The sequence below is a fragment of the Cellulophaga lytica DSM 7489 genome (assembly GCF_000190595.1).
GTDB classification, from domain to species: domain Bacteria; phylum Bacteroidota; class Bacteroidia; order Flavobacteriales; family Flavobacteriaceae; genus Cellulophaga; species Cellulophaga lytica.
In genome coordinates this window covers 2527137-2550765 of record NC_015167.1, presented here as the reverse complement: position 1 = coordinate 2550765, position 23629 = coordinate 2527137, and the positions used below count along the sequence as shown (strand labels likewise).

Below are 23629 nucleotides of genomic sequence, written 5' to 3'. Positions count from 1 at the left end.
TTCTTAATATTATTTACCTTTTACTAGTTGCCGTCTGGGTTAATAGATGAGTTGCTACGCGCTTCCTTGGTTTTAATAAGTCGTTGCTCTGTTTGCGCCTCTGCCACTATATCTGGGTAACTTGCAAAGTTTTTAATAATGTTTTCTAAAATATAATTTGCTTGGTAAGCATCTCCTAAGGCATAATAGTTTTTAGCCATAATTAACAACCCTTTACCTGCCCATTCTTTATACCCAGAAAAATCTTTTACTAAAGTTTGTACAGCTGCAGAAGAACCTTCATAATCTTGCTCTTTATGCTTAAAATATGCATTGTAATACCAAGCCTCTGCTCCTCTTTCTCCTGTAGCTATTTTTTGCACTATAGCATATGCTTCTTTTGCTTTAGTTTCATTATTTGTTTTAATAGCAGAACGCGCTATCATAATATGAGCATCACTTTTAATACGGTTATCTATACTCTCTGTAGCTAACACTTTTTCTGCATAAGCAATAGTTTTACTATAATTCTTTTGGTTATAGTAACCTTTCATTAAGTTAGACTGTGCAAAAGTTACATTTTGTTTAATGTTTGCTGTTTGCTCTAACTTCTCTAAATAAGGAAAAGCATTAGTGTATTTGTTATCTCCTATGTAAATTTCGCAAACACGTGCAATTGCTTGTTCTGTAAATTCTGTACCACCTTGGTCTGCAACATACTTGTAATATGGTAAAGCACTTGCTTTTTGCCCCTTACCAAAATACAATTGCGCTAGTTTAAAGTTTGCGTCTAGAATATGAGAGCCGTTAGGGAATTCTTTAATGTAATTTTCATACCCTCTAATAGCAGCATCTGTCTTGTTTTCTATAAATTGTTTTTCTGCCGACTCGTAAGTTGCATTGTCTAATTCTGAATCTGTAACCTCTACAAAATCTAAATCTTTAACCCAATTAGCATATTCATCTACCTTACCTAAATCTACATATACTAGTTTAGCCGTTGCAACAGCTTGTATAGCTTCTTGTGTTTTTGCATGGTCACGTACAACTGTTTTAAACTTAGCCAAAGCCTGTTGGTTTCTACTAGCATTGTAATGCACTAATCCTTGACGTAGCAATGCCCTTGGCACTAAACTACTTCCTTTGTACTCTTCAATTAACTTGTTATACGCTTGTAAGCCTAAATCTTCATTACCTAATTTTATGTAAGTATTACCAAGTTCATACAAAGCATCATCCTTTAAGGTAGATTTGCTATACTTTGTTACAAAGCTTTTTAATTCACTAATTTTAGTATCACTCTTACCAACAAAACCATAACTTAAGGCTCTTTGGTAAGCTGCATAATCCTTTTGTCCGCCTCTATTTTTTAAAGCAATGTTATACGTTTCTATTGCTGGCCAATACTTACTAGTTACAAAGTAGCAATCTCCCAAACGTAAATAAGCATCGTTTAACTTAGCTTCGTCTTCTGGTCTGCTATCTGTATATTTTTTATAGTATGATGTTGCATTTACGTAATCATTAAGCTTAAAATAAGTATACGCTAAATTGTAATCTAACTCCTTATTTTCATCTGTGGAAACAGACATTGGATTCTGCTGAAAAGCCACAAACGATACCAAAGCATCATCAAACTTATTAAGTAAATAAAGCGACTCTGCTTTCCAGAAATTTGCTCTAGCTTTAAACTTTGGCTCCTCTGCATTATCTAAAGACAAGTTAAAAGCTTCTAAAGCACTCTCATAATCTTGCTCTAAAAACAATTCTACTCCTCTATAAAAAGCAACCTTTTGGTAGGTTTCTTTACTTGCATAGTTTTTATTCTTCTCTAACAACTCTAAAGCACCTTTGTAGTTTTTAGACGTAATGTAAGAGTCTACTAAAAGCTCTTGAATTTCTTTAGCGTGTTCACTATCTGGGTAGGTCTCTAAATATTTAGTTAGTACGGATGGTACAGGCTCGTATGCATTACCAATTTCATAACTAAGTCTAGCATAGTTTAAATAAGCATCCTTTTTAATTTCCTCAGAATAATCCATCTGAGATGCATTTTTAAACGCATTTAAAGCTTCTTGTTTTTTATCTAACTTTAAATAACACTCTGCTAAATGGTAATATGCGTTTTGAGACACACTATTATCACCATCTATAATATTATTAAACTGGTCTATACCATTTGCGTAATCTCCTTGCTTATAGTAACTGTAGCCAAGCAAATAATAATCTGTATTACTCCACTTACCACGTTTACCCTTATATTCTGTTAAGTATGGTATAGCGTTGTTGTACTGTTTAAGGTTAAAGTAACTTTCTCCTATAATTTTATTTAGTTCTGATACTTCATTCCTATCTGCCTTTGGCAATTGTTCTTTAGCAAGAGCTATTGCTTTTTCAAAATTACCAAGCTTAAAGTTCATATCTGCTTGGTAATATGATAGTTTTTCTTTTAACTCATCCTGGTCTGTAATCTGGTCAAAACGCTCATTTGCTTCTTGGTAATTATCTTGCTCATAAGCAATATAGCCTAAGTAGTATTTAGCTTGAGAACCATAGGTTGCCGAGTTGGTTACACGATTTAAATACCGTTCTGCATCTTTATATTTTTTAGATGAAAAAAGAGCGTAGCCATTGTTAAACTCAAATCGTTCTTTATCTTTTCTAGACATAGAAGACTGGTCTACTTTTGCATACCATTTTAAAGCGTGCGGATATTTACCTGTTTCAAAATAATAATCTGCTACATCTAAATAAGCTGTATTTCTTTTGGTAGACGTTGGGTAGTCTTCTACAAAACGCTCCATAAGCTTATCTGCTCCAAGCTGGTTAAGGCGTATTGCAGCTGTAGCAATGTAATAGTGGCTATTGGCTTTAGTCTCGTAATCATCTGTGCTTTTTGCCACCTCTTTAAAAACAGCTTGTGATGCTTGGTACTGCTTGTCATTATACAAAGACAGTGCTTTTACGTAATCTTTATTCTTGTGCGTGTAAATTTCTGTTTTTTGCGAATATCCATAGATAGACATCCCCATAAAACATAGGAGTATTGCTATTTTTTTCATTTTCATATAGACTAAGGTCTTATAGTGATATACCTTTGTTAAATTATATAACGTTTAAAACGGCTAAAAGTATATTAAAACTAAGAAAAATATTTTTTACCAAAGCACATTACTTTTACCCTTAAACTTATTACTTTTATATCAACAATAATACCAGTAAATTTATTTACCTCAAAAATTTATGCAAGACACTATTTTAGAACTTAAAGATGTTTCTGTTTACCAAAAAGACAACCTTGTACTTAATAACATCTCTTTAGAGATAAAAAAGGGTGAGTTTGTATACTTAATAGGTAAAACAGGTAGCGGAAAAAGTAGTTTTATGAAAACACTTTATGGCGACTTGGCTTTAAAAGAAGGTACTGGCAATATTGTAGATATAAATTTAAAAACAATGCAAGAAAAAGACATTCCTTTTTTACGCCGTAAACTTGGTATTGTTTTTCAGGATTTTAAATTATTACCAGACCGTACTATAAATAACAATTTACTTTTTGTGCTAAAAGCAACTGGTTGGAAAGACCGCACCAAAATGGATACTAAAATTGAAGAGGTTTTAGACAAGGTTGGTATGAAAACTAAAGGTTTTAAATTTCCTCATGAGCTTTCTGGTGGAGAGCAACAACGTATTGCCATAGCACGTGCTTTACTTAATGACCCTGAACTAATTTTAGCCGATGAGCCTACAGGAAATTTAGATCCGCAAACAAGTGTAGAGGTAATGAAAGTGTTACAAGACATTAACAAAGCCGGACGCACAATTTTAATGGCTACCCATGACTATGCGCTTATATTAAAATACCCATCTAAAACCCTAAAGTGCGATGATAATAAGGTGTTTGAAGTAGTACAACGCGCCGTTTAAAAAAACCAACCTACAAAGGCCTACAACTATGAATGTTGAAGACACCGCCATTAAAACAACCTATTTTAGTATAATAGGCAACCTTTGCCTTGCTATTATTAAAGGACTTGCTGGTTTTTTTGGTAATTCTTATGCCCTTATTGCAGATGCAATAGAATCTACCACAGATGTTTTTTCTTCTTTGTTAGTGCTTGTTGGATTTAAATATGCAAAACGCCCTGCAGACAAAAACCACCCATACGGACACGGTAAAATAGAACCTCTAATAACCTTTTTAGTTGTTGCTTTTTTGGTAACATCTGCAACTATTATTGCTTATGAGAGCATACAAAACATACAAACACCACATAAAACCCCTAAATCTTGGACACTAATAGTTTTAGGCATAATTATAATTTGGAAAGAAATTTTATATCGTATAGTTTTAAAAAAGAGTAAACAAATACACAGTACATCTTTAAAAGCAGATGCTTGGCACCATAGGAGTGACGCAATAACATCTGTAATGGCATTTATAGGTATTTCTATTGCTGTTATTTGCGGCAAAGGCTATGAAACTGCAGATGATTGGGCTGCTTTACTTGCCTCTGGTTTTATATTATACAACAGTTATTTAATTTTAAGACCTGCACTTGGTGAGGTAATGGATGAACAATTATATGATGATTTAATTGATGAAGTTAGAAAAAAATCTGTACAAGTTGATGGCGTTTTAGATACCGAAAAATGTTTTATTCGTAAAGCCGGAATGAAATTTCATATAGATTTACACGCCATTGTAGATGGAAAAATTACAGTAAAAGAAGGCCATGATATATCTCATAAATTAAAAGATTATCTTATGGCAGAAATCCCCAATCTAGAATATGTTTTAATACATATAGAGCCAGATACTTACGAGTAGCATAAAAACATAAAAATGGATAACAAACAGCATCATAAAGGCAAACAACTAGCAACATTTGGTATTTGTGGCGTAATAGGCGGTATTGCTTTACTTACTTTACAACAAAAAATTCTTGGTATTATTTGTATTGCTAACGGTGTATTACTTACCTATACTGGCTATAAAAAAATGAAGACTTCTACAGACTATAAAGAGTAAATTAAAATATATTCAGCACAAAAAAACCCGATAAACTTTAACTAAGTTTACCGGGTTATATTATTTTAAAAAGCAAGCTTATTTAATTTCTAAAACTTCTAAATCAAAAATAAGATCTTTACCTGCTAAAGGGTGGTTACCATCTATAACAATAGACTCGTCTTTAACTTCTACTACCATTAGGTTCATTTCTCTACCATCTGGAGCTTTAGAAACTAATCCCATACCAACTTTAGGCTCCATATCTTGTGGAAGCTCAGATTTTTTAACCTCCTGTATTAAAGCCTCATTAACCTCACCATATGCTTCTTCTTTAGCAATAGTAATGGTCTTTTTTTCATTTAGCTTCATATCTAAAACACCTTTTTCAAAACCAGGTATTAACTGCCCTTGTCCTAAAGTAAACTCTAACGGCTCTCTACCTTCAGAAGTATCAAAAACTTGTCCGTCTGCCAACTTCCCTGTGTAATTAACTTTTACCGTGTTGTTTTCCTTAACTATACTCATATCGTATTTTTCAATTTTTAAAATATTCTTTGCATAATTCTTATACAGCCAATATTTTATTTTAAACTTAGACTAATAATTCTGCCAAAACCAAGCCAAAAGACTAAAAACCTGACACAAAACGGCATAAACCCAATTTTTATCAACCTAAAAAAAGAAAAAAAACAACTATAGCCCTTTGTAAGTAGGCATCTAGCAAATTAATTAAGATTAAAAAAAATATCAATCTAAAAATACAAAAGCAGCAACTCTGTCAGTTTTACACATAAAAACAAATATAAACTGGTTGCAAACGATTACAAAATCAATAAAAATTAGCCATTAAAAACAACTACATTAGCTGTAATGATATTACTAATGAAGTATGAAAAATAGTCTTGAAGAATTTTCTAGCACCTTAAAAGATTTTCAGAGCATATTACGCACCACTAAATTTGGGAGTAAAAATGACTTTTTAAACCGAGAAAACTCTAGACCAATAACACACGTAAAAGAACAAGTACTTTCTGCAGAACTTAGTTACTTATACAGTAATTATATTACACTTTTAATTTTACCACACTTACATGTAAATACTTTTTCTAGTTTACAGCCAAAACTTCATATTTTTGGAAAAGGACCTGCTATGACTAAAAAACATAATCCTTGGAAAAACGGAAAAGTTGTAATAGCACACTCATTTAACGCTTCTGCAAAAAAAATATGGGCAGACAACACAAAAGAGCACACTCCCACTTACATTACAGATGTAGAAGGCAACTTTATACAACTAACACCAACTATAAATTTATTTTTTAAATTATTAATAGAGTTATGTATAAGTTATAATAACAACAGAGAATTAGAACCAAAATGTGGCAGCAAAACAGAACTTTGGAATTTACATAGAGAAAACGTAGTATCCCCATACTTTGCCAACCGTATAAAGGACTTAGTACCACAAGAAGATATATTTTTAATAACTGCAGTTTTTACTTTAGATTAAACTTTATATAGTATTTTTACAACGTCTTTTTTTTCCTCAAAAAAGGATGTAATTTAACTATGAACAAATCTACACGTATGACTTTAGACGAAAGAATTGAAAAATCTGTAACTACAATTTTTAAAGCCGTTTTTCCTAATACTACTAACCATTACGATACTCTTTTTGGAGGTACTGCAATGCAACTTATGGATGAAACTGCATTTATTTGCGCAACAAGATTTAGCAGACAACAAATGGTTACTGTTAGCAGTGATAAAATAGATTTTAAAATGCCAATACCTGCAGGTACAATTGCAGAATTGTCGGGCTACGTAACGCACGTTGGTAACACCAGTTTAAAAGTTAGAGTAGATATTTATATTGAAGAAATGTACTCTAGCTACAGAGAAAAAGCTGTATCTGGCGAGTTTACTTTTGTTGCAATTGATGAGAACAAAAAGCCGGTTACTATATTAAAGTAATAATCATATTTTGTTTTCTTTTATATCTAACCCATTCACTTTAAGTGGAGATAGATGCAATACATAACAAAGTTTATACACTAGAACCAGCATTTTTAGAGAAATAAAACAATGAACTGGATAATTTTAATAATTGCAGGACTTTTTGAGGTTGCTTTTGCCTATTGCCTTGGTAAAGCAAAAGAAGCTACAGGAATAGACATATACTTATGGTATGGAGGTTTTCTTGTTTGCGCAACTATTAGCTTTTTATTATTAATTAAAGCTATACAAACCATACCAGTTGGCACTGGTTACGCGGTATGGACAGGTGTTGGTGCGGTAGGCACTGTACTTGTTGGCATTTTAGTATTTAAAGATCCAAGCAATTTTTGGAGAGTTTTCTTTATAACCACACTTATTGGTTCTATTATTGGCTTAAAAGCAGTTTCTCATTAGTTAAAACTAAAAAATAGCAATTTCACGGTAAACAGCTAATTTGTAATTGTATAATTCTGTTATTTTTGATGATTATATAAATAACTAAACCCATTACAATGACAACAAATACAATTAAACAAAAGTTAATAGCTCAAGGTATTTATCATTCTGATAATAACATTGTAAATAAACCCAGTGTAATTGGTTATGAAAAGAAGTTTAAATTAGCTTGGATGGCAACTCAACTAAATACATTTATTGTTGCTACAGATTTTAAAGATGAGAAAATAACTCCAGAACTCATTAACCAACATATTACTGCATCTTTTAATTTCACTAAAGAAAATTATACGGGTTGGCCTCGTGGTTTACAATCTGGTATTGGAGTAATAGCTATTTTAATTTCTAATAATATAGACGAAAAAGCCAAAGAATATTGTACAAAATTAAAATCTGGCAAAAAATGGGCTGGTTTTACGGTACCCGTAATTTTTAATCCAGATACTAATGAAGTGTATCAATTTCAAAAAAATCCTATGTGGGGGCGCATCTATTACCCACACTTTAAAAAAATAATTAATAGCTTAAAATAAATTACAAAGAATTAACCTTAAAACTGTAAAAAGTTAACTAAACATTAAGTTATCAATGCTTTTAAAATAAACCACTTATATCATTAAAAAAGGCTGTAATTTATGCGTCAAAAAGTCCAAATGAAAGAATTGGAAGACCATATTTACATGCAAATTTTGCAATTATCTAAAGCTGCAGATTTATTAACTGAAAAGGAAGAATATACTAGTGCGTTACAAAAATATTGGTCTGCATATGACCTAATTCCCGAACCTAAAACAAAATGGGAAACTAGCACTTGGTTATTAGCATCTATTGGAGACATTAATTTTATAAATAAGGATTTTGAAGCAGGTGTTAAAAATTTATCTAGCGCTATGCAATGTCCAGATGCTATTGGTAATCCTTTTATACATTTAAGACTGGGACAATGCCAACTAGAAATTGGTAATAAACATAGGGCAGAATGTGAACTAAATAGAGCTTACACCATTAAAGGAAAACCTCTTTTTATGCAAGAAGACAAAAAATATTTTGATTTTTTAGACGCAAGAGTAGACTTATCTACAAAGAAAAAAAAATGGTGGAAACTAATGAAGTAATAGATTAACAAATTTTCACGATTTTATAAGTTTATATCTACTATTTTTGTTGCTAAGCAAAAATAAACTGAATGAACTTAACCATAGAAAATATATTATTAGTTGGCTCTATATTGCTTTTTATAAGCATAATAGTAGGCAAAACTTCTTATAAATTTGGAGTGCCAACTTTATTATTATTCTTGGTAATTGGTATGCTTGCTGGGTCTGATGGTATTGTGGGTATTAAGTTTGATGATCCAAAACTTGCTCAATTTATAGGTGTAGTCTCATTAAATTTTATTCTTTTTTCTGGTGGATTAGATACCAACTGGAACACGGTAAAACCCATATTAAAAGAAGGTATAGTACTATCTACAATTGGTGTGCTTTTAACCGCAGTTACTATAGGTACTTTTGTATTTTACATTACAGATTTTACAATTTATGAAAGTATGTTACTTGGCTCTATTGTATCTTCTACAGATGCAGCAGCTGTATTCTCTATTCTTAGATCTAAAAACTTAGCACTAAAAAACAATTTAAGACCAACTCTAGAGTTAGAGAGTGGTAGTAATGATCCTATGGCATATGTACTAACACTTGCCTTTTTAACTCTTGTTATAAATCAGGATCAAAGTATATTTTCTATAATACCAATGTTTATACAGCAAATGGCTTTGGGTGCTATTGCTGGTTTTGGGTTTGGTAAATTAAGTAAATACATTATAAATAAAATTAAACTAGATTTTGAAGGTTTGTACCCTGTACTTGTAATTGCATTAATGTTTATTACATTTTCTGCTACAGACTTTGTTGGTGGTAATGGCTTTTTGGCTATTTATATTTGTGCAGTTTACTTAGGTAACCAAGATCTAATTCACAAAAAAACCATTTTAAAAATGTATGATGGTTTAGCTTGGTTAATGCAAATTGTATTATTCTTAACACTTGGCTTACTTGTTTTTCCTTCTAAAATTATTCCGGTTTTTGGCCTTGGAATATTAATATCTCTATTCTTAATTATAGTAGCACGCCCTGTAAGTGTATTTTTAAGTCTACTATTTTTTAAAATGAAATTTAGACGTCGTTTTTACATCTCATGGGTAGGTTTACGTGGTGCAGTACCTATTGTTTTTGCTACATACCCACTATTAGCAGGTATAGATAAAGCAGATATGATGTTTAATATTGTGTTTTTTATATCAGTATCATCTGTAATAATACAAGGTACAACGTTATCTGTAATGGCAAAATGGTTAAATGTAGCCTTACCTAACGAGGAAAAAAAGTTAAGTGCTACAGACCTTCTTATGGAAGATAACCCAAAGGCATTAATAAAAGAAATTCCTGTTACCGCTAATTGCTACGCTGTAAATAAAAAAATTGTAGACTTAGGTTTTCCTAAACACGCAATTATAGCAATGATACGTAGAGATAATAAATACGTTACACCAAACGGGTCTACAGTTATTGAAGATAAAGATATATTAGTAGTACTTGCAGACAAGCAAGAAGCTATAGACAATGTAAAAAGCTGCCTTAATAAGTAACTTTAATATAAATTAACATTTACTTATTTATAGATTAAAGTACATTTGTGGCGTGAAAAAAACAGTTAATTTTATAAGCACATTTTTACTTACCACACTGTATTGCTTGGCAATGGGTGTTGTAACAAATTCTCTTGCGTCTTATAATGCAGAAGATATTTCTACAGCTAAAGAAGTTCAGTTTTCATACAATGCATCTAACAACTTCTTTTTACAGTCTTCACAAACAGAAAATGTTGTTAGTATTCCTAGTAATAACAGCAACTACCCTTCTAATTTAAAAAATCTTTTTCAGAGTTTTTTAACACCTAGTACTTATGCAACTCCGCATAATACTCTATCGTTAAGCTCTAATTACCAAAGTACTTATATTAACTTTTTAGCACAACTTAAAAAGCTAAAACTAATATTTCCTTTTCATTATTTCTTGTAATTAAGCTGATGTTTTTTACTGTACTACAGTGAAAACAAATTACAAACAAAGGCTATGTAAACACACATAGCCACACTTTACATACATCAACTTAAAAAAATAAAAATGGATTTAGAAACAGATATAGTAGCTATTATAATAGTGGTAATATGCTTATTGCCATTTATTTTTATAGCCAGAGGAAGAAAAAAAAGAGAAAAGAAAATGCTTACATCTTTAGAAGAAGTGGCTAAAAAAGATAATTGTACAGTTAATGATTATGATATTAATGCTGGTTTTATTATTGGAATAGACCATAAACAAAATCAAGTTTTTTATTACAAAAATGAAGAAGGCATAATAAACCAAGGGTCTGTAAATTTAACTGGCATTAAAAAGTGTAAAATTGCTACCCATACAAAAGCTATTAATGCTAAAAACCGTAAAGAATATATTGTTGAAGGGTTGGATTTAAAATTTATTCCACGTTACAATCAAGACCCAGAAGTATCTTTTACCGTGTATGATTCCGATTTAAAAATGCAACTTACTGGAGAGCTGCAATTAGCTAAAAAATGGGAAACATTAATTAATAAAAAATTACTACAGTTTAATTAACTTAAAAAAGCCCTTTACAAGAGTAAAGGGCTTTTTTAATTGCATTATTTAAAGGTTATATATCTTTTAATTCCCAAGATCTAACCCAGTCATAATAAGTTGTTCTTTCTGATTTAGTACCTGTCATTCCTCCATCTTCAGGAACTGGATTCCAATCATAAGTTTCTACCACCAACCTTAAGTACATTTGCAAATTAAACTCTGCTTTGGGAGTTATGCTATAAACTTTTTTACCATCAAGATAAAACTCTATTTCTGTTGGACTCTTCCACCAAGCACCGTAGATATGGTAATCTTCCCAAACCTTTTCTCCTGTAGTTACATTATTTCCTTCAGACCCAACTGGGGTTTCATCACAAGCAGTATTTCTACTATGTGTATTTGAATGCATTGTTTCATCAAAAGTTTTAGCAAAATTTGCCGTTCCTGTAATTTGCCCAACACACTCTTGTATATCCAATTCTGTTACTCTTTTATCACAACCCTCACCCTCACCAACAACATTAATTAACCAAAATGTAGAAGACATAAAAGTTTTATTTGCTTTCATACTACATTCTACATAAGTACCAACTTGTACTGCGTTTTTAGAGTAAATATTAGAACCTGCGTGAGTAAAAGTGTCGCCATTAATTACTTCTGGCTCGTTTAACTCATATGAAGTTAGCAATAAATTACCATCAGCTTCTGATACTGTATTCGCTTTAAAAATTCCTGGAGCTCTGCCTATCCAACGTGTACTAGTATTTTCCCATTTAGCTTCATCAAAACTATTATTATTAAACTCATCTGATATATTTTCAATCTTGGTCCATTTTTTACCCAAGGGAGTAGGACTGTTACCATCTATAAAAAACGGAGTTTCTTCAGCAATATCATTGTTTACAGCAGTATTAACGGTATTATCATCACTAGAACTACTACATGATAAACCACTAAAAATGATCAATACAATTAAATATTTTAAATTTATTTTTAACATTTGTAAGTTTTTTCTTTATCAAAAAAATAAAAAAAGAATTAATGCTGATCTAGAATAAGCTTAAAAACTACATCTAATAATTGCCTGTAAAATTTAAAATAATTTAAGAGCATTAACATAAAAAACTGCAAATAACTTATTACAAATTAGTTACAAATAATTGCTACTATTGTGATGACATATAAAATCTTTAAATATTACATAGATTTAATTAATACACACTCTTAAAAGTTTTTTTGTTACTTTGTTAATCCTAACTATAAAGTAACTAAATGGAAGTACTTGGTATAGACATTGGTGGTTCTGGAATTAAAGGAGCACTTGTAAACGTAAAAACAGGAGAAAAAATTACAGAACGATTTAGGATTCCTACTCCGCCTACTAAAAAACCAAAAGAAATGGCTAAGGTGGTTAAAAAAATTATTAAACATTTTAATTACAACGGACCAGTTGGTTGTGGGTTTCCTACGTTAATAAAAAACGGAATTTGTAAAACACCAGGAAATTTACATAAAAAATGGGTAGACACAGACGTGACTAAACTTTTTTCTGAAACTACTGGCTTACCTTTTACAGTTATTAATGATGCTGATGCTGCTTGTTATGCTGAAATGAACTATGGTGTAGGTAAAGAGCTTAAAGGCTTTGTAATTATGATTACCGTAGGTACCGGCTTAGGAAGTAGTGCTTACTTAGATGGTAAACTAATTCCTAATTTTGAGTTAGGACAAATACCATATAAAAAACATAAAAAAATAGAACTATGGGCAGCAGACTCTGCCAGACAAAGAGAAGAACTTTCTTTTAAAAAATGGGGAAAACGTTTAAACACTTTTCTACAATACGTAGAGTTGTTAGTAGCACCAGATACTATAGTTATTGGTGGTGGTATATCTAAGGAGTTTGATAAATTTAGCAAACACATAAAAATTAATACCCCCGTAATACCTGCTGTTTTAGAAAATCACGCGGGAATTATAGGCGCCGCCTCTGCTACTATAAAAAATAAAAAGCATAAAAAAAAGCCTTTATAATACATATTATAAAGGCTTTTGATGAATATTAAAATGATTTGGTATTATTTTAATACTTCTGCTCCATTAGGTTTAGAAAAGTAATTTTCTGGTACTTTATTAGAAAAACTAATATCACTAACATCTATTTTAGTAATGTATTCTCCTAGACCATTTTCTTCCTCTGGTTTAGACCAATATGTTTTAAATCCTTTAGCAAATACAATACCGTTTACAGTTGTAGTTTCTTGTGTTACTGTTATTTTTTCTGGAGCGTGTCCGCCTTCAGGAAAATATTCTGGGTAAGAAACAATATATTTAAAAGCATCTACCAAATTAGTTTCTGCATTTATATACATAATGTAGTAATCATCTGGAGCAGAACCCACACCTTTGTCATACGTTACTTTAACTACATTTTGTAAAGCTCCTTTAAATTCTACTTGTGGCAATAACTCTAAGTTAACACCTTTACCGTCAAAAACAAATGGCTGGCCAGAAAAGTATATTGGAGTTAACGCCCAAAATTTAGTATCGTACTCAAAAGAAGTACTGTCTTTTGCTTTTATCCAAGCCTCATTACCATCCCAACCAAAAATATCATTTTTATCTGTAATACTATTGTGCCTTGCTTTGTTGCTCCAAGTATCTATAGTTTGGTATGAGTCTCTAATACCTTTACCATTTAATGGTTGGTAATTAAATCTAAAAGATAAATAACCGTTAGCATACCATTTTTTTAGTCCGCCATGTGCCTCCATTGCACCCCATAAAACTTTACCAGCCTCTGTAGCATTTAATCTATTACTAGCAGAAGTAACTCTTTTTTCTATCCAAGAATCTGGTATTTGATATTCAGATTTTTCTGTTTGAGTTACTGTAGATTTAGCAGCTTCTTTTTTACTTGCTTCCTTACAAGCTACAAAACTTAATACCGCAAATAAACTTACAAGTTTCACTGTTAATTTCATTATTTTCTATATTTATGTGTTACTAATTAGTAGTCGTTTAAACTTACAAAACATTTCAGAAATAAATAAAAAAAATCCCAAGACTTATGTCTTGGGATTTTAGTAGTATAAACTTAATTAATTAAGCTATTTTATTACGTTTACGTTCATTTTCTGTTAAGTAAATTTTACGTAATCTTAAGTGCGCAGGAGTTACCTCTACGTACTCATCTTTTTGTATGTATTCTAAAGCTTCTTCTAAAGAGAATTTAATAGCTGGTACAATTTTAGCTTTATCATCTGCCCCTGAAGAACGTACGTTAGATAACTTTTTAGTTTTAGTGATGTTAACTGTCATATCATCACCTCTAGAGTTTTCTCCAATTACTTGACCTTCGTAAATATCTTCGCCTGGATCTACAAAGAACTTACCTCTGTCTTGTAATTTATCAATAGAATAAGGAATTGCTTTTCCTGTTTCCATAGAAACTAAAGAACCATTTTGACGCTGAGGAATATCTCCACGCATTGGTTGGTACTCTAAGAAACGGTGTGCCATAATAGCCTCACCAGCAGTTGCAGTTAATAATTGGTTTCTAAGACCAATAATACCACGAGAAGGAATTAAGAACTCGCATACCATACGCTCTCCTTTTGCCTCCATACTAGTCATTTCACCTTTACGCATAGAAACCATTTCTACTGCTTTACCTGATACAGCCTCTGGTAAATCTATAGTTAAACTTTCTACAGGCTCACATTTAACACCATCAATCTCCTTAATAATAACTTGTGGTTGTCCAATTTGTAGTTCATAACCTTCTCTACGCATTGTTTCAATAAGTACAGACAAGTGTAATACACCACGTCCAAATACTAAAAATTTATCAGCACTATCAGTTTCGTTTACACGTAACGCTAAGTTTTTCTCTAACTCACGCTCTAAACGATCTTTAATATGACGAGAAGTTACAAACTTACCATCTTTACCAAAGAAAGGAGAATCGTTAATTGTAAACAACATACTCATTGTTGGCTCATCAATAGCAATACTCTCTAATTTTTCAGGGTTTTCCATATCAGCAACAGTATCACCAATTTCAAATCCTTCTAAACCTACAATAGCACAAATATCTCCTGTATTAACTTCTTCTACTCTTAATCTACCAAGACCTTCAAAAGTATAAAGTTCTTTTATTTTAGATTTTGTAATGGTACCATCTCTTTTTACTAAAGAAATTTGCTGACCTTCTTTTAAGCCACCACGTTGTAATCTACCAATAGCAATTCTTCCTGTAAATGAAGAATAATCTAACGAAGTAATAAGCATTTGAGTATTTCCTTCTTTTGGTTCAAAAGTTGGAATATGCTCAATAACCATATCTAATAATGGCTCTATATTTTCTGTTTCGTTTTTCCAGTCGTCACTCATCCAGTTATTTTTAGCTGAACCGTATACTGTTGGAAAATCTAACTGCCACTCCTCTGCTCCTAACTCAAACATTAAGTCAAAAACTTTTTCGTGTACTTCTTCTGGCGTACAGTTTTCTTTATCAACCTTATTAACAACAACACAAGGTTTTAAACCAAGGTCAATTGCTTTTTGCAATACAAAACGAGTTTGTGGCATAGGTCCTTCAAAAGCATCTACTAAAAGTAAAACTCCATCTGCCATATTTAATACTCGCTCTACCTCTCCACCAAAATCGGCGTGACCAGGAGTATCTATAATGTTAATTTTTGTGTCTTTATAGACTACAGAAACGTTTTTAGATACGATTGTTATTCCGCGTTCGCGTTCTAAATCGTTGTTATCTAATATAAGATCACCTGTATTTTGGTTTTCTCTAAATAACTGACAGTGGTACATGATTTTATCTACCAAGGTCGTTTTCCCGTGATCTACGTGGGCAATAATTGCAATGTTCTTTGTTGTTGACATAACTGATTTTTAAATGCATTTACCTTCCTAAATGCGCGCGCAAAGATACTCTATTTTTTTTACTCAAAAGCAAAAGATTACAATTTCTTATTATACTGATTTAGAGCTTGTTTACAAAATGTAAAATACTGGTAAAAACTACTATCTTTGCAATTACAAATTTAGAACACAGATGAACTTAGATCTTATACCTCAAATAAAACACACAAAAAGCGACAATTTTTTCTTACTATCTGGCCCTTGTGCTATAGAAGGTGAGGATATGGCTTTACGTATTGCTGAAAAAATAATTACAATTACAGATAAGTTAGAAATTCCTTATGTTTTTAAAGGAAGTTTTAAAAAAGCAAACCGTAGTAGAGTAGATTCCTTTACAGGGATTGGTGATGAAAAAGCGCTTAAAATATTACGCAAAGTATCAGAAACTTTTAAAGTTCCTACAGTTACAGATATTCATGAAGTATCTGATGCAGAAAAAGCTGCAGAATATGTAGATGTATTGCAAATACCTGCTTTTTTAGTTAGGCAAACAGATTTAGTTGTTGCGGCTGCAAATACAGGTAAAGTTGTTAACCTTAAAAAAGGACAATTTATGAGTCCTGAAAGTATGCAACATGCAGTTACTAAGGTTACAGATAGCAACAACCAACAAGTTATGGTTACAGATCGTGGTACTATGTTTGGCTACCAAGATATGATTGTAGATTTTAGAGGTATACCAACTATGAAGCAATATGCACCTGTTGTATTAGACGTAACACACTCTTTACAACAGCCAAACCAATCTTCTGGTGTTACAGGTGGTAGACCAGATATGATAGAAACCATTGCAAGGGCCGGTATTGTAACTGGTGCAGATGGTATTTTTATGGAAACACATTTTGACCCAGCAAATGCTAAAAGTGATGGTGCAAATATGTTACACTTAGATCATTTAGAGCGAGTACTAACAAACCTAGTAGCCATTAGGAAAACAGTAAATAGTTTAGAGTAAACACAATTCATCAATCAAAACCAATCAAACTTACCATACCAATGTTTAAAAACATCTTATTATTTTGTATTGCTTTAATAAGCACTACACAACTTGTTGCGCAAGAAAGTTACACTTTTGGACAATTATCTGATTTTGATAAAAACTTAACTATTTATGAAAAAGACAGCACAGCCAATGCCGTTGTACTTTATGAAAAAGGCGATAATTACTTTAAGGTAATAGATAATAGGATACAAGTTGTAAAAAAGTATTATTCTAAAATAAAAATATTAAAAAAAGAAGGACTTTCTAAAGCTAATGTAGCTATTTCATATTATGCTAATAACAAGGTTAGTGAAAAAATTGAGGATATTAAAGCCGTTACTCATAATGGACAGTCTAAGATAAAATTATCGTTAAATAATATATTCACCGTCCGTGAAAATGAAAGATGGTCTACCAAAAAATTTGCTTTTCCTGATGCTAAGGTTGGTAGTATTATAGAACTTGAATACACTTTAACATCTCCTTTTATATACAATTTTAAAGGATGGCAATTTCAATCTAATATTCCAAAAATATATAGTGAGTTTAACGCAAAAATTCCCGGAAACTATGTTTATAATAGGAGTCTAATTGGTTTTTTAAAGTTAGAAACCAATACATCTGAGATAGAAAAAAGATGTTTTAAAGTAGATGGCTACCCAGAAAGCGCTGATTGCGAGGTATTAAAATATGCCATGAAAGATATACCTGCATTTAATGACGATGAAGATTTTATGCTCTCTCCTAAAAATTACATTTCTAGAATAGATTTTGAGTTATCTGTACATTATGATTTAAAAGGAGGTAGAGATAGATTTACACAAACTTGGCAAGATGTAGATAAAGAATTTAAACAAGATAAAAACATAGGTAGACAATTAACTAAAAAAGGTTTTTTTGAGAAAAATGTACCAGAGTCTCTATTAACAGAAGGTGACTCTTTAACCAGAGCTAAAAACATTTTTAATTTTGTAAAAGATAGGTTTACTTGGAATGGCAAGTATGGTATTTACAGGGATATTAGAGTAAAAAATGCTTTTGATAATAAAACAGGAAACATAGGTGAAATAAATATTTCCTTAATAAACCTATTAAACAGTGCTGGTTTAAAAACAGATTTAGTCTTATTATCTACCAGAAGTAATGGCTTGCCTAAAAAATCTCATCCGGTAATGTCTGATTTTAACTATGTGATAGCTAAAACTATAATTGGCGGAAAAACATATTTACTAGATGCGTCTGATAAGTTAATGCCATTTGGTATGTTACCATACAGAGCATTAAACTACCAAGGTAGAGTAATGGACTTTAAAAACGATAGTTACTGGGAAACTATTACGCCACAAAAAGACAATCAGCTTTACGTATTAGCTAACTTAGAATTAGATCCAGAAACTCATAAAATTACAGGCTCCTATAATGAAATGAATAGTGGTTATTTAGCTATTGAAAGAAAAAAAGTTTTAAACGACACCACAGAAGATGATTATTTAAACGATAAGGAAAAAGAGATTGGGGTTAATGCAGAAATTAACGAGTATAATTTAGTTGAAGAGCAAAGCAATGAAAAACGTACTGTTGAAAATTTCTCATATACTGACAACACTGTACTAGACCAAAATACATTGTATATAAACCCGTTTTTAGTTAAGTCTTTTGGCTCCTCTAACCCTTTCACTGCAGAAGATCGTAAATACCCTGTAGATTTTGGATTTAAACGTACTTACACTTATGCAGCCAAAATAAAAATTCCAACAAGCTACACCATTGTAGAAATACCTAAAAGTATTAACTTGTCTCTACCTAACAAAGGAGGTAGATTGCAAATGTTGGTTAACTCTAAACCTGGATTAATTACTGTGTCCTTCAAATTAATAATAAATAAAGAACAATATAGTCCTGAAGAATACTTTTCTTTAAAAGAACTTTTTAAACAAGTAATTAATGCTCAGAACAATTCTTTAATTGTTTTAAAAAAACTTTAATTTAATGCTAAATAGTTAAAAAAAATTATAAATAATTCAATTTTAACTAGTTATTTTCCTACAAATCTAATACTTTTATCTTTCAACTAAAAAATTAGATAAAAGATGAAAACTATAAAATGTTTATTAGCATTTACATTTGCTTTGTTATGCTTTTCATGTGATAATACAACAAAAGACACTGGTACTACTATAGGATCTTTACATATTTCTAGTGCTACACCAACACCAGGAGACTCTTTACACCTAAGTTATGCCACTACAGCTAAAAAGGAAGATATTAATGCTTTTTACTATTATACGGTTGGTTATAAACAATATCCTGTAGATCTTAACTTGAGTAAAGCAGATAGTTTATACAAAGCTTCTATTGTAATACCAGATTCTGCAATTGCTATTGCGTTTAATTTTAAAAATAAAAAGGACTTTGACACTAACAATAACAAAGGATATTTGCTGCCATTAACAAATAGTAACGGCGACACTTTAGCTGGTGCAATGGCTAGTTTGGCTAACTTTAAATTAAGAATGGGTGCTAACCTTGGTTTAGATGTAGATAAAAAAGAAGCTTATAAAGAAATGAGCTCAGATGTATTATCTCATAAGGAAATTCAGAAAGACTGGGATGTTGTATTTCCTAGAACTTTTATGGCAGAAGATAAAACAGAAGCAGAAAACTATATTAAAGAACGTATTGCTACTTACTCTAATAACACCAACTTAACAGAACAAGACTATAGAAACCTTAACTCCCTATACCAAACTTTAGGAGAAAAAAGTAAAACAGATTCTTTACAGCTTGTTATGGAAGAAAAATTTCCTACTGGTACAAATGCACAGCAAAAAGCTTGGGCTACTTTTTATAAAGAACAAGATTATGAAAAGCAAAAACAGCTTTACACCAAATTTAAAGAAGTATTTGGCGAAAAAAGCAAAATTAAAGACTATATGGTTACTAGGCTAGCCGCTAAAGCCATAGAAAATGGAAATAAAGAAGAGTATGTACAACTAATGTCTCAGGTGACCGATAAAAATATGCTACCTAGCTCATATAATAGTCTTGCTTGGAGTTATGCAGAGAAAGGAGAAAATTTAGACTTTGCAGCAGAAATATCTAAAAAATCTCTAGAACTTACTAAAAACGCAATAAATAATCCTGAAGAAAAACCTGCATACAGTACAAAATCTCAGTACATAGATAATATGAAAAGTTCATACAATATGTATGCAGATACGTATGCGTTAATTAAGTTTAAACAAGGAGAAATTGATGAAGCCATAAGCTACCAAAAAGAAGCAATTGCAGAAGGCAAAGACCCTGAGCTTAATGAACGTTATATTATGTTTTTAAGTGAAGGTAAACAGTACGATACCGTTTTAAAAGAAGCCGCTAAATTTATTGAAGAAGGCAACACAACAGCAAAAATTAATGACTACTATAAAAAAGCTTACATTACACAAAACGGTTCTGAAAACGGTTTTGAAGAAAAGTTAAAAGCACTTGAAAAAGTTGGGCATCAAAAATTGGTTGCAAAAACCAAAGAAGAAATGATAAATGAAAAGCCTAAAAACTTTAGACTTAAAAATTTAGAAGGAGAAACGGTAGAACTAGCATCTTTAAAAGGTAAAACTGTTATTTTAGATTTTTGGGCAACCTGGTGTGGCCCTTGTAAGGCTTCTTTTCCTGGTATGCAAAAAGCTGTAGACAAATATAAAGACAATAAAAATGTGGTATTTTTATTTGTAGACACTATGGAAAGCGGTGACTATGAAACCAGAAGTAAATTAGCTGGTGATTTTGTAAAAAATAACAATTATAGCTTTCAGGTTGTGGTAGATAACCCTGTTAAAGAAGGTAGTAGAGAATACCAAGTTGCGTCTAATTTTGAGGTAACAGGTATACCTACAAAAGTAATTATTGGTCCGGACGGAAACATAAAATTTGTATCTGTTGGCTACAGTGGTAGTACAGATAAATTAGTAAAAGAATTATCATTAAAGATTGACTTGCTAAACTCGTAACCATTTACATTTAGTTATCAATAAGGCAACTCTAACCAGTTGCCTTTTCTTTTTTTAAAAATTAATTTCCATAAAACTTTTTATGGCGTACCTGGTAAGCATCTTTAACCACAGCTACTAAAACAGTATCATTAACTTCCTCTAAACTTGTATAACGTAAAGATTTCATTTTTTTACGTCCGTCTACAACTAACAACTCTGTATACTTTGTTAAATATTGTCCGTTTTTAAAAACCAAATCTACATAGTTTTTATTGTAATTTAAATGACAAAAAGGACTATCATCTACATAAAAATAAGGAAGCTTGTATTTAAACTTTAAATCTACACTAGGCAAAGTACGTACTATAGTTCCGTGTAAATGCATTAAAATAGGTCTATAATTTTCTGGTGCATTGTAGATGTATTCTTCCGCTGGTTTCATAATTTAAATATATAAATTTTATATGGGTTGTTGCATAACACAATTATTTTAACTTACTTTGTTTTTCAAAGTACTTTAAATATGGATTCTAAAAAATACTTAGACGATATTTCTGAAATTAAGAATATGATGAGTAAGTCGTCTCGTTTTATGTCTTTAAGTGGACTGTCTGGAATATTAGCTGGCGTGTATGCGTTAATTGGAGCTTATTTAGCACACAATATTATACATAATATAAAAGCAGAACCAAGTAAGTTAAAACGTTTTTTGATGACTTTTGGCGCACTAGATAGTTTACTTATAATTGCTTTAAGCGTTATGGTGTTGGCCTTAGTAACTGGTACTGTACTTACCTATTTTAAAGCTAAAAAAAGTGGTGAAAAAATGTGGGATGTATCTAGCAAACGTTTATTACTAAACTTTGCGCTACCATTGGTTGTTGGCGGACTATTTTGTTTGGTGTTAATACAATATGAATACATAAAAATTGTAGCTCCTGCTACCCTAATTTTTTACGGACTTGCCTGTGTTAATGCTAGTAAATACACATTGGGCGGCGTACGTTATTTAGGCATAACAATAATTGCTATTGGTTTAATTTCTACCCAATTTATTGGATATGGTTTATATTTTTGGGCCTTAGGTTTTGGAGTCTGCCATATTATTTATGGATCTTTAATGTATTTTAAACATGATCGTAGTTAAGTATGAGTATTATAAACAATATTAATAAAGCATTTGATCACCGTATTAGATTGGGCATTATGTCTATTTTAATGGTTAATGATTATGCAGATTTTAATATGTTAAAAGAACTATTAGGTGCAACTGACGGTAATATAGCCAGTCACACCAAATCTTTAGAAAAGGTAGAGTATATAAAGGTTGAAAAACAATTTATTGGTAAAAAACCAAATACACGATATTCTGCCACAAAATTGGGTAAGCAAGAGTTTAAAAAACATATAGATGCACTTGAAAAATTAATAGGAAAACAATAGTACTATTTTTTTACCCCTACACTTTGAAAAACAAAGTACTTTTAAAAATTAAAATATGAGAGCAATAGTATTAGAAAAGTTATATGACTGGAGTAAAATTCCGTATCAGAAATTTTTAAAAAAGAACAATGCATGGAACATACAAATAGCCACTTTATTAGACTACCCTAAAGGTACATTAGGTAATAGTTTAGGTATTTTTATAACAAAACATAATTTTGAACTACAAGCAAAGTTAGAAAGTCATGATGTATTTCATGTACTTACAAATACAGGTATTACAGTACCAGAAGAAATTAGCATGCAGTTTTATTTGTTAGGAAATGGCAAGCGTAGTCTTTATTTATTCTCGGTTGTATTTTTAGGGCTACTACTCTACCCTGACTATTTTAAAGTTTTTAAAAAAGCATACTACAAAGGCGGTAAAGCTTTACAATTTCATCAGTTAAATTTTTTAAGAATGCTGCATTTACCTGTCCAAAAAATTAAAACAACCTTTTTAATATCATAAAAATGAAACAGAAATTAATTTTATTTACAACCTCTAACATTGGTTTATTAGCAGCCATAAGTTTTGCTATTTTAATTTTAGCAGTTCGCATAAAAATTACAGGATCATTATTTTTTAGTTTTTTAGTGTGGAACTTATTTTTGGCTGGTTTACCCTATTTATTTTCTCAGGTATTAAAGTACCTAAACAATAGTAACTATAGCAAAATAGGACAATTTGTTTTTTTTGGAATGTGGCTACTGTTTTTACCTAATAGCCCGTATATAATTACAGACCTTATACATTTACAAAACGAAAATGCTACTTTAGTTTGGTTAGACTTGTTACTTGTATTTGTATACGCTATTATTGGTTTGCTACTTGGGTTATTCTCTATGATAGATGTTTACCATGTGCTAAAAAGTAAGTACAATGCTAAAAATGCTCATTTTTTTATGATATACCTGTGTTTACTTTGTGGTTATGGTGTGTACTTAGGTAGGTTTTTACGTTTTAACTCTTGGGATTTATTTACAAAACCACATATACTTGCCTACAATATTGCACACAGTTTAACCAATTACAATGTTTGGTCAATGACGTTTGCTTTTGGTGGTTTGTTATATATTTTATTTTGGACGCTACATAAAAAAATAGTCTTTAAAAAATAAAGTA

General features: G+C 31.2%; 25 protein-coding genes. 19 read left to right on the top strand and 6 right to left on the bottom strand.

Annotation, left to right across the window (positions count from 1 at the left end; genetic code table 11):
* Positions 1-23 precede the first annotated feature (23 nt).
* Positions 24-3047, bottom strand: a complete 3024-nt coding sequence (locus CELLY_RS11475; RefSeq protein ID WP_038506230.1) for a tetratricopeptide repeat protein — start codon at positions 3045-3047, stop codon at positions 24-26.
* A gap of 175 nt (positions 3048-3222) precedes the next feature.
* Between CELLY_RS11475 and CELLY_RS11470 the strand changes: the two genes are divergently transcribed.
* From CELLY_RS11470 to CELLY_RS11460, 3 genes are read left to right on the top strand one after another with little or no spacing between them, the layout of a single operon-like run.
* Complete coding sequence (locus CELLY_RS11470; RefSeq protein ID WP_013621848.1) at positions 3223-3906, top strand: cell division ATP-binding protein FtsE; 684 nt, start codon at positions 3223-3225, stop codon at positions 3904-3906.
* Positions 3907-3934: 28 nt separating this feature from the next.
* Positions 3935-4810, top strand: a complete 876-nt coding sequence (locus tag CELLY_RS11465; protein WP_013621847.1) for a cation diffusion facilitator family transporter — start codon at positions 3935-3937, stop codon at positions 4808-4810.
* A gap of 15 nt (positions 4811-4825) precedes the next feature.
* On the top strand, positions 4826-5011 hold the full coding sequence (locus CELLY_RS11460; RefSeq protein ID WP_013621846.1) for a hypothetical protein: 186 nt from the start codon (positions 4826-4828) through the stop codon (positions 5009-5011).
* Between the two features lie 78 nt (positions 5012-5089).
* Here CELLY_RS11460 and CELLY_RS11455 read toward each other — a convergent pair whose 3' ends face one another.
* Positions 5090-5518, bottom strand: a complete 429-nt coding sequence (locus tag CELLY_RS11455) for an FKBP-type peptidyl-prolyl cis-trans isomerase (protein WP_013621845.1) — start codon at positions 5516-5518, stop codon at positions 5090-5092.
* Positions 5519-5882: 364 nt separating this feature from the next.
* On the opposite strand from CELLY_RS11455, the gene CELLY_RS11450 reads away from it, so the two are divergent.
* The 8 genes from CELLY_RS11450 (at position 5883) to CELLY_RS11415 (ending at position 11124) form a co-directional block, all read left to right on the top strand.
* On the top strand, positions 5883-6503 hold the full coding sequence (locus tag CELLY_RS11450; RefSeq protein ID WP_013621844.1) for a hypothetical protein: 621 nt from the start codon (positions 5883-5885) through the stop codon (positions 6501-6503).
* 77 nt (positions 6504-6580) lie between these two features.
* A complete protein-coding gene (locus CELLY_RS11445) occupies positions 6581-6967 on the top strand; it encodes an acyl-CoA thioesterase (protein WP_013621843.1) in 387 nt (128 codons plus the stop codon).
* Between the two features lie 111 nt (positions 6968-7078).
* Complete coding sequence (locus CELLY_RS11440; RefSeq protein WP_013621842.1) at positions 7079-7405, top strand: DMT family transporter; 327 nt, start codon at positions 7079-7081, stop codon at positions 7403-7405.
* A 98-nt stretch (positions 7406-7503) separates the two neighbouring features.
* Complete coding sequence (locus CELLY_RS11435) at positions 7504-7980, top strand: hypothetical protein (protein ID WP_013621841.1); 477 nt, start codon at positions 7504-7506, stop codon at positions 7978-7980.
* Positions 7981-8100: 120 nt separating this feature from the next.
* Complete coding sequence (locus CELLY_RS11430; protein WP_034644920.1) at positions 8101-8562, top strand: hypothetical protein; 462 nt, start codon at positions 8101-8103, stop codon at positions 8560-8562.
* A gap of 71 nt (positions 8563-8633) precedes the next feature.
* Complete coding sequence (locus tag CELLY_RS11425) at positions 8634-10094, top strand: potassium/proton antiporter (protein ID WP_013621839.1); 1461 nt, start codon at positions 8634-8636, stop codon at positions 10092-10094.
* 52 nt (positions 10095-10146) lie between these two features.
* Positions 10147-10527 carry a hypothetical protein gene (locus CELLY_RS11420; RefSeq protein ID WP_038506226.1) on the top strand — a complete coding sequence of 127 codons (381 nt, stop codon included), beginning with the start codon at positions 10147-10149 and terminating at the stop codon, positions 10525-10527.
* Positions 10528-10632: 105 nt separating this feature from the next.
* Positions 10633-11124 carry a hypothetical protein gene (locus CELLY_RS11415; protein ID WP_013621837.1) on the top strand — a complete coding sequence of 164 codons (492 nt, stop codon included), beginning with the start codon at positions 10633-10635 and terminating at the stop codon, positions 11122-11124.
* A gap of 55 nt (positions 11125-11179) precedes the next feature.
* On the opposite strand, the gene CELLY_RS11410 is transcribed toward CELLY_RS11415, so the two are convergent.
* Positions 11180-12106 (bottom strand): LamG domain-containing protein, encoded by a 927-nt coding sequence (locus CELLY_RS11410; protein WP_013621836.1) that lies wholly within the window; start codon positions 12104-12106, stop codon positions 11180-11182.
* 272 nt (positions 12107-12378) lie between these two features.
* On the opposite strand from CELLY_RS11410, the gene ppgK reads away from it, so the two are divergent.
* A complete protein-coding gene (gene ppgK / locus CELLY_RS11405; RefSeq protein WP_013621835.1) occupies positions 12379-13140 on the top strand; it encodes a polyphosphate--glucose phosphotransferase in 762 nt (253 codons plus the stop codon).
* Between the two features lie 44 nt (positions 13141-13184).
* Here ppgK and CELLY_RS11400 read toward each other — a convergent pair whose 3' ends face one another.
* Positions 13185-14090 (bottom strand): hypothetical protein, encoded by a 906-nt coding sequence (locus CELLY_RS11400; protein ID WP_013621834.1) that lies wholly within the window; start codon positions 14088-14090, stop codon positions 13185-13187.
* A 121-nt stretch (positions 14091-14211) separates the two neighbouring features.
* Positions 14212-16011 carry a translational GTPase TypA gene (gene typA, locus CELLY_RS11395; RefSeq protein ID WP_013621833.1) on the bottom strand — a complete coding sequence of 600 codons (1800 nt, stop codon included), beginning with the start codon at positions 16009-16011 and terminating at the stop codon, positions 14212-14214.
* 172 nt (positions 16012-16183) lie between these two features.
* On the opposite strand from typA, the gene kdsA reads away from it, so the two are divergent.
* From kdsA to CELLY_RS16755, 3 genes are all read left to right on the top strand, one after another.
* Complete coding sequence (gene kdsA / locus CELLY_RS11390; protein WP_013621832.1) at positions 16184-17005, top strand: 3-deoxy-8-phosphooctulonate synthase; 822 nt, start codon at positions 16184-16186, stop codon at positions 17003-17005.
* A gap of 41 nt (positions 17006-17046) precedes the next feature.
* Positions 17047-19017, top strand: coding sequence for a DUF3857 domain-containing protein (locus CELLY_RS11385; RefSeq protein WP_013621831.1), 1971 nt, complete (start codon positions 17047-17049; stop codon positions 19015-19017).
* A 105-nt stretch (positions 19018-19122) separates the two neighbouring features.
* Complete coding sequence (locus CELLY_RS16755; protein WP_013621830.1) at positions 19123-21039, top strand: TlpA disulfide reductase family protein; 1917 nt, start codon at positions 19123-19125, stop codon at positions 21037-21039.
* Between the two features lie 61 nt (positions 21040-21100).
* On the opposite strand, the gene CELLY_RS11375 is transcribed toward CELLY_RS16755, so the two are convergent.
* Entirely contained in the window at positions 21101-21463 is a 363-nt protein-coding gene (locus tag CELLY_RS11375) for a DUF1801 domain-containing protein (protein WP_013621829.1), read from the bottom strand.
* 81 nt (positions 21464-21544) lie between these two features.
* Here CELLY_RS11375 and CELLY_RS11370 point away from each other — a divergent pair, with 81 nt between their 5' ends.
* Genes CELLY_RS11370 through CELLY_RS11355 form a run of 4 tightly spaced genes read left to right on the top strand, consistent with a single transcriptional unit; the run spans position 21545 to position 23625 of the window.
* The gene (locus CELLY_RS11370) at positions 21545-22168 is read left to right on the top strand and encodes a hypothetical protein (RefSeq protein ID WP_013621828.1); all 624 of its coding nucleotides are present in this window, start codon (positions 21545-21547) and stop codon (positions 22166-22168) included.
* Positions 22169-22170: 2 nt separating this feature from the next.
* Complete coding sequence (locus tag CELLY_RS11365) at positions 22171-22464, top strand: winged helix-turn-helix domain-containing protein (protein ID WP_013621827.1); 294 nt, start codon at positions 22171-22173, stop codon at positions 22462-22464.
* 55 nt (positions 22465-22519) lie between these two features.
* Positions 22520-22975, top strand: coding sequence for a hypothetical protein (locus CELLY_RS11360; protein WP_013621826.1), 456 nt, complete (start codon positions 22520-22522; stop codon positions 22973-22975).
* 2 nt (positions 22976-22977) lie between these two features.
* Positions 22978-23625 (top strand): DUF1361 domain-containing protein, encoded by a 648-nt coding sequence (locus CELLY_RS11355; RefSeq protein WP_013621825.1) that lies wholly within the window; start codon positions 22978-22980, stop codon positions 23623-23625.
* Positions 23626-23629 lie beyond the last annotated feature (4 nt).